Below are 14,280 nucleotides of genomic sequence, written 5' to 3' on the forward strand. Positions count from 1 at the left end.
GCCGGGCGGCGTAGCGTGCAGCCATCACTCACCGACACGAGGTTGACCCATGGCACGTTCGCTCACCACCACCCCCAAGGCCGATGGTTTCCGCCTGCCCGGCGAATTCGAGCGCAAGGCCGGTTGCTGGCTTGGCTGGCCAGAGCGCCCGGATGTCTGGCGCAATGGCGCCAAGCCTGCGCAAAAGGTCTGGGTCGAGATCGTCACGGCCATCGCTTCCAGCGAGCCGGTCACGGTCTGCGCCTCGGCTGCCCAGTACGCCAACGCCCGGCGCCTGCTGCCGCCGCAGGTACGCGTGGTGGAAATGACCTGCAACGACACCTGGTTCCGCGACAGCGGTGCCTGCTTCGTGGTCAATGACAACAGTGGCGAAGTGCGTGGCGTCGACTTCGAGTTCAACGCCTACGGCGGGCTCGATGGCGGCCTCTACTACCCGTGGGACAAGGACGACCAGATCGCGCAGAAGATCCTCGAAATCGAAGGCCTGGACCGCTATCGCGCGCCATTGATCGCCGAACTTGGCGGCATCCAGAGTGACGGCCAGGGTAGCCTGCTGACCACCGAGCAGTGCCTGCTCAACCGCAACCGCAACGCCCATCTGGGCAAGGCCGAGGTGACGCGTCGCCTTGAAGACTACCTGGGTGCCGAACAGGTGATCTGGCTGCCGCGTGGCTGCAAGTTCGACGAGACCGACGGCCACGTCGACGACCTGGCCTGCTTCGTGCGCCCCGGTGAAGTGGTGCTGCAGTGGACCGACAACCGTGACGACCCGCAGTGGGAAATCTACCAGGAGGCTTACGAAATCCTGCGCAGCACCCGCGATGCGCGTGGCCGTGAGCTGAAGGTGCACAAGCTGCCGCAACCCGATGTGCTGGAATGGACTGCCGAAGAAGCGGCCGGGCTCGATCAGGTCGACGGTACCCACCTGCGCGAAGCCGGCACGCGCATCTGTGCTTCGTACATCAACTACTACGCGGGCAACTCGGCCATCGTCGTGCCGCTGTTTGGCGACCGCAATGACGCCGTTGCCCAGGCGACCCTGGCGGAGCTGTTCCCCGGCCACCGCATCATTGGCATCGAGAACTCCCGCGAGATCCTGCTCGGTGGTGGCAATGTCGCCTGCATCACCATGCCGCAGTACGCCGGAGGCCGCTGATGAAACGGCGCGCACTGGCCATTGCGGTCGCCCTGGGCTGCGCGGTGTCGGTGGCTCAGGCGGCCGACGCACAACAGCCGACCGTCAACCTGTACATCTGGGGCGAATACCTGGCCCCCGATACCTTGACCCGGTTCGAGCAGGAAACCGGCATACGTGTGGTCGCCGATCACTTCGACTCGCTGGAAACCGCCGAGACCAAGCTGTTGACCGGTGGCAGTGGCTACGACGTGGTGCTCACTGCCGGTCAGCACCTGAGCCGGGCCATTGCCAGCGGTGCCCTGCAACCGCTGGACAAAGCCCGGCTGCCGCACCTGGCTGGGGTGGGTGAAGAGTTTCGCCAGCATATGGCCCTGTTCGACCCGGGCAACCGCTATGCCGGGACCTATGCCTGGGGCACGACCGGGGTGGGTTACCAGCAGCAAGCGGTGACGGCGCGCATGGGCGATGCACCGCTGGACAGTTGGGCGATGCTGTTCGACCCGCAGGTGGTGGCGAAATTTGCCGATTGCGGGGTGAGCCTGCTCAACGACCCCAACGAGGTGTTTGCTGCGGTGATGCGCTACTTGGGCCTGGACATCAACCAGCAGCGCCTTGAAGACCTGAAGGCGGCGGAGGTGCAGCTGCGCAAGGTGCGCCCGTACATTCGCTACTTCGACAATGATCGCAACATCAACGACCTGGCCAATGGCGAAACCTGCGTGGCGATGTCGTGGAACGGTAACGTGGCCATCGCCGAGGGGCAGGCGCAGCAGGCGGGCAAGGCGTTTGCGCTGGACTACAGCATTCCGAAGGAGGGCACGTTGATCTGGCTGGACGCGCTGGTGGTGCCCAAGGATGCGCCGCACCCGGATGCTGCGTGGCAACTGGTGGATTACCTGATGCGCCCGGATGTGATCGCGCCGATTACCGACACCATCCATTACGCCAATGCGATCACGGCGGCGGATGGGCTGGTGGATGCGCAGATCCGCAATGCACCGGGGACCTACCCACCGGCTGAGGTGCGGGCGCGGTTGTATGGCAAGAATGACAATGGCAAAGCGTTCAATCGGGAGCTTACCCGGGCTTTCAGCCGGTTGAAGAGTGGTGCCTAGCCTGGGAGTTGTGTTGCCTGTACCGGCCTCTTCGCGGCTGAAGCCGCTCCTACAAGGGTTGCACCGCCCTCTGTAGGAGCGGCTTCAGCCGCGAAGAGTATTGGCAACTCATCAACTGGAGGTCTTGCGCCGAGGTTGCCTTGGCTTGCTGGCAGCTGGTTTCCCTTCAGCGGCCTTGCCTTTGCCGGTACTGCGCCGCTTCTTCTTCCACGGCGCCGCCTTGCCCACCGCCGGCCCGGTAATGGTCATGCGCATCCCCCGGCAACGTTCCACCAGCTTGCCCATCCACGCTGACTGGCGAGCGACGAACTCTTCCAGGCTCATCTCGCCGCTTTGCACCATGTCCAGTGCCTGCTCCCAGATTGCCGTGGTGCCGGGGTCGGCAATCGCGCGGGGCACGGCGTCGATCAGGCTGAAGGCGGCCGGGGTGGCAGACAGGGCCTTGCCGTTCTTCACCAGGTAGCCGCGGTCGAGCAGGCCCTGGATGATGCTGGCGCGGGTCGCTTCGGTCCCGATGCCGGTGGTTTCCTTAAGCTTTTGCTTGAGCCGCGGGTCGTCCACCAGCTTGGCGACGTTCTTCATGGCCTTGATCAGGTCGCCTTCGGTGAAAGGCTTGGGCGGCTGGGTCCACAAGTCCTTGAGCTGCAAACCGTGCACGTTGCAGTCCTGGCCTTCATGAAGGGCCGGCAGCACCTGAGCTGGCTGGGCTTCGCGGCCCTTGGCCGGGGTCAGCGCCTCGGGCAGGGCGCGACGCCAGCCGGGCTCGACGATCTGTTTGCCGACAGCGCGCAGGGCATGGCCAGCGCAGTCGAATTCGGCCTGGGTACGGTCGTACTCGTGGTTGGGCAGGAACTGCGCCAGGTAGCGTGCACGGATCAGCGTGTAGACCGCCTTGTGCTTGGCGGGCAGGCGTGCCGGGTCGCTGGCTGCGGCGGTGGGGATGATGCCGTGGTGGGCGCTGACCTTGGCGTCGTTCCACGCGCGTGAGCGGCGCTGGGGCTGCAGGTGCGCTTGCAGCGGCGCCAGGCTGGCATCGGCACGCTGCAGCGCGGCGAGAACGGCTGGAGCCTCGCCATGCTGGCTGACCGGCAGGTAGCCACAATCGCTGCGCGGGTAGGTGATCAGCTTGTGGGTCTCATACAGCGCCTGGGCGATGTCGAGGGTTTCCTGGGCGCCGAGGCCGAACTTTTTCGAGCACAGTTCCTGCAAGGTGCCGAGGTCGAAGGGCAGCGGTGCGGCCTCGCGCACGCGCTCGGTGGCAACCTTGAGTACCCGCGCCGTACCGGCATTGTTCATGTCTGCAGCGGCCTGCCGGGCCAGTGCCTGGTTGAGGCAGCGGCCCTGGTCGTCGCAGGTGTCATCCGGTGCGCGCCATTGCGCATTGAAGGTTTGCCCGGCGTGTTCGAGCTGTACATCAATGGCCCAGAAAGGCACGGGCACGAAATCGGCGATGCTGCGGTCACGGTCCACCACCAGGCGCAGGGTCGGGGTCTGCACCCGCCCCACCGGCAGCACGCCCTGGTAGCCGGATTGGCGGCCAAGCAGGGTGAACAGCCGGCTCATGTTCATGCCGATCAGCCAGTCGGCGCGGGAGCGGCCCAGTGCCGAGTGGTAGAGGTTGAAGGTTTCCTGGCCGGGCAGCAGGCGCGCCAGGGCCTTGCGGATCGAGGCGTCGTCCAGGGCCGACAACCACAGGCGCTGGATCGGGCCGCGGTAGCGGCAGTGCTCGACCAGCTCACGGGCGATCATCTCGCCTTCGCGGTCGGCGTCGGTGGCGATCACCAGCTCGCGGGCTTCCCCAAGCAGGCGCTTGACCGCCTTGAACTGGCTGGCGGTCTTGGGCTTGACCAGCATCTTCCACTTTTCCGGGATGATTGGCAGGTCGGCGAGGTTCCAACGCTTGTAGCGGTCGTCGTAACTGTCGGGCGGGGCGGTTTCCAGCAGGTGGCCGATGCACCAGGTCACGCAGACGTCGGAGCCTTGCCAGCAGCCGTCGGCCTTGCGGTTGGCACCGAGCACCTTGGCGATGTCTTTGGCCTGGGAGGGTTTTTCGCAGAGGAACAGGCGCATGGCCGGGAACGCTTCATCGGGGGTGATGGGCACTAGGATGCGCAAGCGGGGGCGCGGAGGCAAGTTTTATCTGGATGGATGTACAGGTTTCTTGTTGCCTGAAATTTGCGCGGTGCCTGTGTGGGAGCGGCCTTGCGTCGCGAAAGGGCTGCGAAGCAGCCCCGGCAATCTGTGCCAGCACAGAGATCTTGGGGCCGCTACGCGCCCCTTTCGCGACGCAAGGCCGCTCCCACAAGAGCTGGGATCAGGCGCGCGAGTCGCGCACCATGTCCACGTGCGGGATGCCGGCTTCGAGGAATTCCTCGCTGACTACGCGAAAGCCCAGGCGCTCGTAGAACGGCGTGGCATGCACCTGGGCACTGAGCGTCTGCTGCTTGAGGTCACGGTTCTGCGCTTCGGCGATGACCGCCTGCATCAGCGCGTCACCGACCTTCAGCCCACGCCAGTCCTTGAGCACCGAGATGCGGCCGATGGTGCCATCGGTCAGCAGGCGTGCGGTGCCGATCGGGTAGTCACCCTCCAGGGCCAGGAAGTGCACGGCATCCTGGTCCTCGGAGTCGAACTCCAGTTCCGGCGGAATGTGCTGTTCGGCGACAAACACGGCGGTACGGATGCGGTGGATATCGGCGTTGTCTTTGTGCCAGTCGGCGAGGCGAACGCTGATCTTATTCATTGGCGAATCCCAGGCTCCCTTGTTTGATCAACTGCTGGATGAGCATAAGGCCATCTTCGTCCTGCAGCCACTGCTCAAGGTTGTCGATGTGTAACGCGTCGGCCGAGCACACCAGTTTCAGCAGCTCGCGCAGTTTGGCCGGCAGCGGGCAGCTGCGGCCGCTGGCGAACAGCATCAGGTCGTCATTGAGCTCGGACCAGGCCATGCGAGCGCTTGGGTTGCGGATCAGGATGGCGCCGTCTTCCAGGGCTTCGATCAGCTCTTGCTCGTCCAGCTCTTCACCGGTGACCTGCTCCGGGTAGCGCGGCTCGGTCATGAACTGGCCGAACCAGGTCAGCAGCAGGTCCTTGTCGTTGGTGTGCTTGTCGATCAGCGCCTTGAGGCGGTCGAGGGCGTCGTGCTGGATCTGGTGCGGGTCGCTGGCAGGCTGCGCGTCGGCGTCGCTGTAACGCTCCTCTTCCGGCAGGAACTGGCCGAGGAAGTCGGTGAAGTGGGTCAGCACTTCGGCGGCACTTGGGGCGCGGAAGCCGACCGAGTAGGTCAGGCAGTTGTCCACGGCGACGCCGTAATGGGCCAGGCGCGGTGGCAGGTAGAGCATGTCGCCCGGTTCCAGGGTCCATTCGCCGCTCTGTTCGAATTCGGCGAGGATGCGCAGGTCGGCGTGCTCCAGCAGCGGGCTGTCGCTGTTGCACATCTGGCCGATCTTCCAGTTGCGCTCGCCGTGGCCTTGCAGCAGGAACACGTCGTAATTGTCGAAATGCGGGCCGACGCTGCCGCCAGGGGTGGCGAAGCTGATCATCACGTCATCGATACGCCAGCTTGGCAGGAAGCGGAAATGCTCCAGCAGTTCGGCAACTTCCGGGACGAACTGGTCGACGGCCTGCACCAGCAGGGTCCAGTCCTGCTCCGGCAGCTCGGCGAAGGTGTCTTCGGTGAACGGGCCGCGGCGCAGCTCCCACGGGTGGGCGCCGTGCTCGAGGACGATGCGCGACTCGACTTCTTCTTCCAGGGCCAGGCCGGCCAGTTCGTCGGGGTCGATCGGGCTTTGGAAGTCCGGGAAGGCCTGGCGCACCAGCAGTGGCTTCTTCTGCCAGTAGTCGCGCATGAATTCGCGGGCCGAGATGCCGCCGAGCAGCTGCAGTGGAGTATCAGGATTCATGTTCAACCTATTGAAAAAACGTAATTTTCGTCCGGGAATAAAAACGCCCGGCTATGCCGGGCGTTGAACGCGACGGTCAGCTTAGATGCGTTTGGCCTGGGCTGCCGCGTTACCGATGTAGGTAGCAGGGGTCAGCAGCTTCAGTTCGGCCTTGGCGTCGGCAGGCATGTCGAGGCCGTCGATGAAGGTCAGCAGCGCTTCTGGGGTGATGCCCTTGCCACGGGTCAACTCCTTGAGCTTCTCGTAGGGGTTCTCGATGTTGAAGCGGCGCATCACGGTCTGGATCGGCTCTGCGAGCACTTCCCAGCAGGCGTCCAGGTCGGCGGCGATGCGGGCCTGGTTGACTTCCAGCTTGCCGATGCCTTTCAGGCTGGCTTCGTAGGCGATGACGCTGTGGGCGAAGCCCACGCCCAGGTTGCGCAGCACGGTGGAGTCGGTCAGGTCACGCTGCCAGCGCGAGATCGGCAGCTTGCTGGCCAGGTGCTGGAACAGTGCGTTGGCGATGCCCAGGTTGCCTTCGGAGTTCTCGAAGTCGATCGGGTTGACCTTGTGCGGCATGGTCGACGAGCCGATTTCGCCGGCCACGGTCTTCTGCTTGAAGTAGCCCAGCGAGATGTAGCCCCAGACGTCGCGGTCGAAGTCGATGAGGATGGTGTTGAAACGGGCGATCGCGTCGAACAGCTCGGCGATGTAGTCGTGCGGTTCGATCTGGGTGGTGTACGGGTTGAACTGCAGGCCCAGTTCGTCTTCGATGAAGGCGCGGGCGTTTGCTTCCCAGTCGATCTGCGAGTAGGCCGACAGGTGGGCGTTGTAGTTGCCCACGGCGCCGTTGATCTTGCCCAGCAGCGGTACGGCGGCAACCTGGGCGATCTGGCGCTCCAGGCGGTACACGACGTTGGCCAGCTCTTTGCCCAGGGTAGTCGGCGAAGCCGGCTGGCCGTGGGTGCGCGACAGCATCGGCACGTCGGCGTGGGCGTGGGCCAGGGCGCGGATGGCGTCGGCGATCTGGCGCATCAGCGGCAGCAGCACGTCGTCACGGCCAGCGCGCAGCATCAGCGCGTGGGACAGGTTGTTGATGTCCTCGCTGGTGCAGGCGAAGTGGATGAACTCGCTGACCTTGGCCAGCTCAGGCAGCTTGGCGGCCTGCTCCTTGAGGAGGTATTCGATCGCCTTGACGTCGTGGTTGGTGGTGCGCTCGATTTCCTTGACGCGTTCGGCGTGCTCGAGCTTGAAGTCGGTGGCCAGGCTGTCCAGCAGGGCATTGGCTTCGGCGGAGAACGCCGGCACTTCGCCGATCTGCGGGTGGGCGGCCAGGCGCTGCAGCCAGCGCACTTCGACCAGGGCGCGGAAACGGATCAGGCCGAATTCGCTGAAAATGGGGCGCAAGGCCTGGGTTTTGCCGGCGTAACGGCCGTCTACAGGGGAAACCGCAGTGAGCGAAGAAAGCTGCATGGGGTGTTCTCGGACAGTCAGGCTTTTGGAAGGGCGCATATCATACATGAAAATTGCGCCCAGGTCGGGTGGCTGACCAAAGGTCAGCCCTGAAAAGCATGCGGTAGTGCCTTTGTGGGAGCGGCCTTGTGTCGCGAAAGGGCCGCATCGCGGCCCCGGGGGCTCAAGCCTGGCTCAAGATCGCCGGGGGCTGCTGCGCAGCCCTTTCGCGACACAAGGCCGCTCCCACAGGCCGCTCCCACAGGGTTGGGTGTCGCCTGTCAGGATGGCGAACGCATCATGTCGTACAGTTCGTTGAGCAGCTTGCGCCGGCTGAACACCAGCTGCCAGCGGTGCCCGCCCAGCTGGCGCCACAGGCGCGCGGCGCGGATGCCGGCCAGCAACAGGGCGCGGATCTTCGAGGCGTTGCTGGCCTGCTGCAGGAAGCGCATGTCGCCATGCACCTGGATGCGCTGGCGCAAAGTGCTCAGGGTGTCCTGGTACAAGGCTCCGCTGGAAGCAATGACGTTTTCGTGAACCAGGCCGAAATGGTCGGCCTGGGACTGGATCTGTGGCAGGCGGTTGCCGATGGTGTCGAGCAGGTCGCCGCGCTTGTTCAGCTGGCGCTCCAGGCCGAGCATCGACAGGGCGTAGCGCAGTGGCTCGCGCTGCAGGCTGCTGGGGTCGCGCTCCAGGGCGCCGACCAGGGCACGATAGCCGTCGCGCAGGTTGAGGTCGTCGCCGCCGAACACCTCCAGGGTGTCCTTGGGGTCACGTACCAGCAGGCTGCCGAGCATGCAGCCGATATTGGCTTCGCTGGCCTGACCAGTGCGGGCGATGCGGTCGACCAGCACGGCGGCCTGGAACACGCCGCCCAGGGCAATCAGCTGCTCCTGCAGGTTGCTCATGCGCGCGGGCTCCACGGCTCGGCGGTTTCGATCACGCCGCCGCCCAGGCACACCTCGCCGTCATAAAACACCACCGACTGGCCCGGGGTCACGGCGCGCTGCGGCTCGTCGAACACGGCACGGTAGCCGGTCTCGGTCAGCTCCAGGGTGCACTGCTGGTCGCTTTGGCGGTAGCGCACCTTGGCCGTCAGCCGGCGCGGGCTGCTCAGGTCGATCGGGTTGACCCAGAAGATTTCCGAGGCGAGCAGGGCGCGGGAGAACAGCCAAGGGTGTTCGTTGCCCTGGCCGACCACCAGCACGTTGCGGGTCAGGTCCTTGTGCAGCACGTACCACGGCTCGTCACCGGCGTCCTTCAGGCCGCCAATACCCAGCCCCTGGCGCTGGCCGATGGTGTGGTACATCAGGCCGTGGTGGCGGCCGATCACTTCGCCGTCAGTGGTCTCGATGTTGCCAGGCTGGGCTGGCAGGTATTGCTTGAGGAAGTCGCTGAAGCGGCGCTCGCCGATGAAGCAGATGCCGGTGGAATCTTTCTTCTTGGCGGTGGCCAGGCCGTGTTTTTCGGCGATGGCACGAACTTCGGGCTTTTCCAGTTCGCCGACCGGGAACAGGGTGCGGGCAATTTCCTTGCCGCCGACGGCGTGCAGGAAGTAGCTCTGGTCCTTGTTCGGGTCCAGGCCCTTGAGCAGTTCGGTAAGCGCGCCGGTGTCGCGACGGCGCACGTAGTGGCCGGTGGCGATCAGGTCGGCACCCAGCGACAGGGCGTAGTCGAGGAACGCCTTGAACTTGATTTCGCGGTTGCAGAGGATGTCCGGGTTGGGCGTGCGGCCGGCCTTGTATTCTTCGAGGAAGTGCTCGAACACGTTGTCCCAGTACTCGGCGGCGAAGTTGGCGGTGTGCAGCTTGATGCCGATGCGGTCGCATACGGCCTGGGCGTCGGCCAGGTCTTCACGGGCGGTGCAGTATTCGGTGCCGTCGTCTTCTTCCCAGTTCTTCATGAACAGCCCTTCCACCTGGTAGCCCTGTTCCATGAGCAGAAGGGCGGAGACGGAAGAGTCCACGCCGCCGGACATGCCGACGATGACGCGGGTCTTGGCGGGGTCTTTGAGTGCTGGGCTGGTCATGGGTACCGGTGTGTATCAAGGGGGAAAAACGCCGATTCTATCAAAACCGGCGCGGCGCGTCAGTCACGCAGCAGTTCGAGGCTGTGCAAGGGGCCTGCGAGGTAGTCGTCCAGGCAGCGTGGCACCAGCTCGCTGCGCCAGCGGGCGGGGTCGGCCAGCAGTTCGTCGCGGGTCAGCCACACGGCGCGGACGATGTCGCTGTCCAGGGCCAGGTCGGCATGCTGGCGCACGGGGCGGGCGGCGAAGCAGATGCGCTGGTAGGTCACGCCGTTGCTTGGGGCGGTGTACAGGTAGATGCCGACCACGCCGGTGAGTTCGACTTCCCAGGCGGTTTCCTCGAGGGTTTCGCGCAGGGCGGCCTGGGGCAGGGTTTCGTTGGGTTCGAGGTGGCCGGCGGGCTGGTTGAAGACGTGCTGGCCGGCTTTGAATTCCTCGACGAAAAGGAACTTGCCTTCGTGTTCGACAATGGTGGCGACGGTGATGTGGGGTTGCCAGGTCATGTGCGATTCCTACGGTTGGCGCGGGCCTTGTAGGAGCGGCCTTGTGTCGCGAAAGGGCTGCGAAGCGGCCCCAGGTTTCCAGCTTCGTAGCGGAAATTGCCGGGGTCGCGTTGCGGCCCTTTCGCGACACAAGGCCGCTCCTGCAAATGCCCGTATCTGCTCTACAGAAAGCACAAACCCCGGTGCGTGGCCGGGGTTTGTGCTGTTACTTCAAGCGAACCTTACAGGGCGGCAATGGCGCTGTTCAGGGTCTGGCTTGGGCGCATCACCTTGGCGGTCAGCGCGGCATCCGGGGCGTAGTAGCCACCGATGTCGGCTGGCTTGCCCTGAACGGCGTTGAGCTCGGCGACGATGGTCTCCTCGTTCTCGCTCAGGGTCTTGGCCAGTGGGGCGAAGCGTGCCTGCAGGGCGGCATCGTCGCTCTGGGCAGCCAGGGCCTGGGCCCAGTACAGGGTCAGGTAGAAGTGGCTACCGCGGTTGTCGATACCACCGACTTTGCGCGAAGGCGACTTGTTGGTGTCGAGGAACTTGCCGGTGGCCTGGTCCAGGGTGTTGGCCAGGACCTTGGCGCGCGGGTTGTCGTAGGTGTTGCCCAGGTGCTCCAGGGAAGCGGCCAGGGCCAGGAATTCACCCAGCGAGTCCCAACGCAGGAAGTTCTCTTCAACCAGCTGCTGCACGTGCTTCGGTGCCGAACCGCCGGCGCCGGTCTCGAACAGGCCACCGCCGTTCATCAGCGGCACGATCGACAGCATCTTGGCGCTGGTGCCCAGTTCCATGATCGGGAACAGGTCGGTCAGGTAGTCGCGCAGCACGTTGCCGGTCACCGAGATGGTGTCCTTGCCTTCGCGGATGCGGGCCAGGGAGAACTTGATGGCGTCGACCGGCGCCAGAACACGGATGTCCAGGCCAGCGGTGTCGTGATCCTTCAGGTACTTCTGCACCTTCTCGATCATCACGCCGTCGTGGGCGCGGGCCGGGTCCAGCCAGAACACCGCCGGGGTGTTGCTCAGGCGGGCACGGTTGACGGCCAGCTTGACCCAGTCCTGGATCGGCGCGTCTTTGGTCTGGCACATGCGGAAGATGTCACCGGCTTCGACGTTCTGCTCCAGAACGACCTTGCCCTGGCCATCGACCACGCGTACCACGCCGTCGGCCTGGATCTGGAAGGTCTTGTCGTGGGAGCCGTACTCTTCGGCTTTCTGAGCCATCAGGCCGACGTTTGGCACGCTGCCCATGGTGGTCGGGTCGAAGGCGCCGTTGGCCTTGCAGTCTTCGATGGTGGCCTGGTAGATGCCGGCGTAGCAACGATCCGGGATGATCGCCTTGGCATCCTGCAGTTCACCGGCAGTGTTCCACATCTTGCCCGAGTCACGGATCATCGCTGGCATCGAGGCGTCGACGATGACGTCGCTCGGCACGTGCAGGTTGGTGATGCCCTTGTCGGAGTTGACCATGGCCAGGGCTGGACGCTGGGCGTACAGGGCCTGGATATCGGCTTCGATCTCGGCCTGCTTGTCGGCTGGCAGGTCCTTGATGCGGGCGTACAGGTCGCCGATGCCGTTGTTGGCGTTGAAGCCTACTTCAGCCAGGGCTGCAGCGTGCTTGGCCAGTACGTCGTTGTAGAACTCTTCGACGATGACGCCGAACATGATTGGGTCGGAAACCTTCATCATGGTGGCTTTCAGGTGCACCGACAGCAGCACGCCGGAGGCCTTGGCATCGGCGATCTGCTCGGCGATGAAGGCTTTCAGGGCCTTGCGGCTCATGGTGGCGCAGTCGACGATTTCGGCGGCTTTTACGGCGGTCTTGGCTTTCAGCACGGTGGTGCTGCCATCTTTGCCGACCAGCTCGATGCGCAGGCTGTCGTCAGCCTCGATCAGCGCGGCTTTTTCGCTGCCGTAGAAGTCGCCGTTGTTCATGTGGGCAACGTGCGACTGCGAGTCGGCGGCCCAGGCGCCCATCTTGTGCGGGTGCTTGCGGGCGTAGTTCTTGACCGACAGTGGCGCGCGGCGGTCGGAGTTGCCTTCGCGCAGCACCGGGTTCACGGCGGAGCCCTTGATGCGGTCGTAGCGGGCGCGGGATTCTTTCTCGGCCTCGGTGGACGGCTCGTCGGCGTAGTCAGGGATGTTGAAGCCTTTGCCTTGCAGTTCCTTGATCGCGGCCTTGAGCTGCGGTACCGAGGCGCTGATGTTCGGCAGCTTGATGATGTTGGCTTCAGGGGTGGTAGCCAGCTGGCCCAGTTCCGCCAGGTGATCGCCTACTTGCTTCTCTGCGCCCAGTTGCTCCGGGAAGGCGGCAAGGATACGGCCAGCCAGGGAGATGTCGCGAGTTTCGACGGCGATGTCAGCCGAAGCGGTGAAGGCTTCGACGATCGGCAGCAGCGAGTAGGTGGCGAGGGCGGGGGCTTCGTCGGTGAAGGTATAGATGATCTTGGAACGGGTGGGCATGCGGGTTAACTCTCTGTGTGCTGAGCGTGCTCGAGTCTCGTGTTGCGCAGGGTAGGCGCATCGCCCTGGCAACGCCATGAGCGGAAAGTCGAGAGGCTGCGAGCTGTGATGGTGGATGCATCAGTCGAGCGTCAATGCTGAGCTGCGGTAACAACCCAGGCTTTTCGGCCATTCATGGCCAAGGGCGGTCCGCATTTTCCTGGGATTCGCCCCGATGACCCTTCGGTCGCGGCGGAGTATACCAAACCATTCGGGCTATTCAGCAAGGCGAAGTGACATCGGCGCCATTTATAAGACCAAAGACGTAGGGGCAATGTGGTGGATTGCCGCACCGCTTGCAGGTCGACAGATGTGGTTTAGGCTCATTGGATCGCAGGATGTCCAATCACACCCGACAGCGGAGTAGTGCAAGCATGGGATACCAGAAAATCAAGGTTCCGACCGACGGCGCCAAGATCACCGTCAATGCAGACCATTCGCTCAACGTTCCTGACAACCCGATCATTCCTTATATCGAAGGCGACGGGATTGGCGTCGATGTTTCACCGGTGATGATCAAGGTGGTCGATGCCGCTGTGCAGAAGGCCTACGGCGGCAAGCGCAAGATCGCCTGGATGGAAGTGTATGCCGGCGAGAAGGCTACCCAGGTGTACGACCAGGACACCTGGCTGCCCCAAGAAACCCTGGATGCGGTCAAAGACTACGTGGTTTCGATCAAAGGCCCGTTGACCACCCCGGTCGGCGGTGGTATCCGCTCGCTCAACGTGGCCCTGCGCCAGCAGCTCGACCTGTATGTATGCCTGCGCCCGGTGCTGTGGTTCGAGGGCGTGCCAAGCCCGGTGAAGAAGCCCGGCGACGTCGACATGGTGATCTTCCGTGAGAACTCCGAGGACATCTATGCCGGTATCGAGTGGAAGGCCGGCTCGCCAGAAGCTAACAAGGTGATCAAGTTCCTCAAGGAGGAAATGGGCGTCACCAAGATCCGCTTCGACCAGGACTGCGGCATCGGCGTCAAGCCGGTTTCGAAAGAAGGCACCAAGCGCCTGGTGCGCAAGGCGCTGCAGTACGTGGTGGACAACGACCGCGAGTCGCTGACCCTGGTGCACAAGGGCAACATCATGAAATTCACCGAGGGTGCTTTCAAGGACTGGGGCTATGAAGTGGCCCGTGACGAGTTCGGCGCCGAACTGCTCGATGGCGGCCCGTGGATGAAGTTCAAGAACCCCAAGAGCGGCCGCGAGGTGATCGTCAAGGACGCCATCGCCGACGCCATGCTCCAGCAGATCCTGCTGCGCCCGGCCGAGTACGACGTGATCGCCACGCTCAACCTCAACGGTGACTACCTGTCCGACGCCCTGGCGGCGGAAGTGGGCGGCATCGGCATCGCGCCGGGCGCCAACCTGTCCGACACCGTGGCCATGTTCGAGGCCACCCACGGCACCGCGCCGAAGTATGCCGGGCAGGACAAGGTCAACCCGGGTTCGGTGATTCTTTCGGCGGAAATGATGCTGCGCCACATGGGCTGGACCGAGGCGGCCGACCTGATCATCAAGGGCACCAATGGCGCGATTGCGGCCAAGACCGTGACCTATGACTTCGAGCGGCTGATGGACGGTGCCAAGCTGGTGGGCAGCTCAGGCTTTGGCGATGAAATGATCAAGCATATGTAAGACAATTGAAAACCGGCCGCTTCCAGACAAGGAAGCGGCCGGCTTTTT

General features: G+C 64.1%; 11 protein-coding genes. 3 read left to right on the plus strand and 8 right to left on the minus strand.

Annotated features, from left to right (window positions below):
• Positions 1 to 49: 49 nt before the first annotated feature.
• Together aguA and BUQ73_RS07610 are read left to right on the plus strand one after the other, a co-directional pair.
• A complete protein-coding gene (gene aguA, locus BUQ73_RS07605; RefSeq protein ID WP_079227291.1) occupies positions 50 to 1,156 on the plus strand; it encodes an agmatine deiminase in 1,107 nt (368 codons plus the stop codon).
• Positions 1,156 to 2,253 (plus strand): extracellular solute-binding protein, encoded by a 1,098-nt coding sequence (locus BUQ73_RS07610; protein WP_079227292.1) that lies wholly within the window; start codon positions 1,156 to 1,158, stop codon positions 2,251 to 2,253. Before aguA ends, BUQ73_RS07610 begins: the two co-directional genes overlap by 1 nt.
• 111 nt (positions 2,254 to 2,364) lie before the next feature.
• On the opposite strand, the gene BUQ73_RS07615 is transcribed toward BUQ73_RS07610, so the two are convergent.
• From BUQ73_RS07615 to BUQ73_RS07650, 8 genes are all read right to left on the minus strand, one after another.
• On the minus strand, positions 2,365 to 4,323 hold the full coding sequence (locus BUQ73_RS07615; protein WP_079230499.1) for a DNA topoisomerase III: 1,959 nt from the start codon (positions 4,321 to 4,323) through the stop codon (positions 2,365 to 2,367).
• A gap of 244 nt (positions 4,324 to 4,567) precedes the next feature.
• On the minus strand, positions 4,568 to 4,996 hold the full coding sequence (locus tag BUQ73_RS07620) for a GNAT family N-acetyltransferase (protein WP_027919720.1): 429 nt from the start codon (positions 4,994 to 4,996) through the stop codon (positions 4,568 to 4,570).
• A complete protein-coding gene (locus BUQ73_RS07625; RefSeq protein ID WP_060485528.1) occupies positions 4,989 to 6,155 on the minus strand; it encodes a cupin domain-containing protein in 1,167 nt (388 codons plus the stop codon). Before BUQ73_RS07625 ends, BUQ73_RS07620 begins: the two co-directional genes overlap by 8 nt.
• An 81-nt stretch (positions 6,156 to 6,236) precedes the next feature.
• Positions 6,237 to 7,607, minus strand: coding sequence for an adenylosuccinate lyase (gene purB / locus BUQ73_RS07630; protein WP_033696417.1), 1,371 nt, complete (start codon positions 7,605 to 7,607; stop codon positions 6,237 to 6,239).
• Between the two features lie 260 nt (positions 7,608 to 7,867).
• Positions 7,868 to 8,494 (minus strand): high frequency lysogenization protein HflD, encoded by a 627-nt coding sequence (gene hflD, locus BUQ73_RS07635; protein ID WP_027919723.1) that lies wholly within the window; start codon positions 8,492 to 8,494, stop codon positions 7,868 to 7,870.
• The gene (gene mnmA / locus BUQ73_RS07640) at positions 8,491 to 9,615 is read right to left on the minus strand and encodes a tRNA 2-thiouridine(34) synthase MnmA (RefSeq protein WP_027919724.1); all 1,125 of its coding nucleotides are present in this window, start codon (positions 9,613 to 9,615) and stop codon (positions 8,491 to 8,493) included. Before mnmA ends, hflD begins: the two co-directional genes overlap by 4 nt.
• 59 nt (positions 9,616 to 9,674) lie before the next feature.
• Entirely contained in the window at positions 9,675 to 10,115 is a 441-nt protein-coding gene (locus BUQ73_RS07645; protein WP_060485527.1) for an NUDIX hydrolase, read from the minus strand.
• A 221-nt stretch (positions 10,116 to 10,336) separates the two neighbouring features.
• On the minus strand, positions 10,337 to 12,562 hold the full coding sequence (locus BUQ73_RS07650; RefSeq protein ID WP_079227293.1) for an NADP-dependent isocitrate dehydrogenase: 2,226 nt from the start codon (positions 12,560 to 12,562) through the stop codon (positions 10,337 to 10,339).
• Between the two features lie 413 nt (positions 12,563 to 12,975).
• On the opposite strand from BUQ73_RS07650, the gene icd reads away from it, so the two are divergent.
• Positions 12,976 to 14,232 (plus strand): NADP-dependent isocitrate dehydrogenase, encoded by a 1,257-nt coding sequence (gene icd, locus BUQ73_RS07655; RefSeq protein WP_079227294.1) that lies wholly within the window; start codon positions 12,976 to 12,978, stop codon positions 14,230 to 14,232.
• The last annotated feature ends 48 nt before the right edge of the window (positions 14,233 to 14,280 follow it).

The organism is Pseudomonas putida (assembly GCF_002025705.1).
Classification (GTDB): domain Bacteria; phylum Pseudomonadota; class Gammaproteobacteria; order Pseudomonadales; family Pseudomonadaceae; genus Aquipseudomonas; species Aquipseudomonas putida_J.

Excerpts from the sequence above, each read along its gene's own strand:
- aguA (WP_079227291.1), top strand. The coding sequence starts at position 50 with ATGGCACGTTCGCTCACCACCACCCCCAAGGCCGATGGTTTCCGCCTG.
- BUQ73_RS07610 (WP_079227292.1), top strand. The coding sequence starts at position 1,156 with ATGAAACGGCGCGCACTGGCCATTGCGGTCGCCCTGGGCTGCGCGGTG.
- BUQ73_RS07615 (WP_079230499.1), bottom strand. The coding sequence starts at position 4,323 with ATGCGCCTGTTCCTCTGCGAAAAACCCTCCCAGGCCAAAGACATCGCC.
- BUQ73_RS07620 (WP_027919720.1), bottom strand. The coding sequence starts at position 4,996 with ATGAATAAGATCAGCGTTCGCCTCGCCGACTGGCACAAAGACAACGCC.
- BUQ73_RS07625 (WP_060485528.1), bottom strand. The coding sequence starts at position 6,155 with ATGAATCCTGATACTCCACTGCAGCTGCTCGGCGGCATCTCGGCCCGC.
- purB (WP_033696417.1), bottom strand. The coding sequence starts at position 7,607 with ATGCAGCTTTCTTCGCTCACTGCGGTTTCCCCTGTAGACGGCCGTTAC.
- hflD (WP_027919723.1), bottom strand. The coding sequence starts at position 8,494 with ATGAGCAACCTGCAGGAGCAGCTGATTGCCCTGGGCGGCGTGTTCCAG.
- mnmA (WP_027919724.1), bottom strand. The coding sequence starts at position 9,615 with ATGACCAGCCCAGCACTCAAAGACCCCGCCAAGACCCGCGTCATCGTC.
- BUQ73_RS07645 (WP_060485527.1), bottom strand. The coding sequence starts at position 10,115 with ATGACCTGGCAACCCCACATCACCGTCGCCACCATTGTCGAACACGAA.
- BUQ73_RS07650 (WP_079227293.1), bottom strand. The coding sequence starts at position 12,562 with ATGCCCACCCGTTCCAAGATCATCTATACCTTCACCGACGAAGCCCCC.
- icd (WP_079227294.1), top strand. The coding sequence starts at position 12,976 with ATGGGATACCAGAAAATCAAGGTTCCGACCGACGGCGCCAAGATCACC.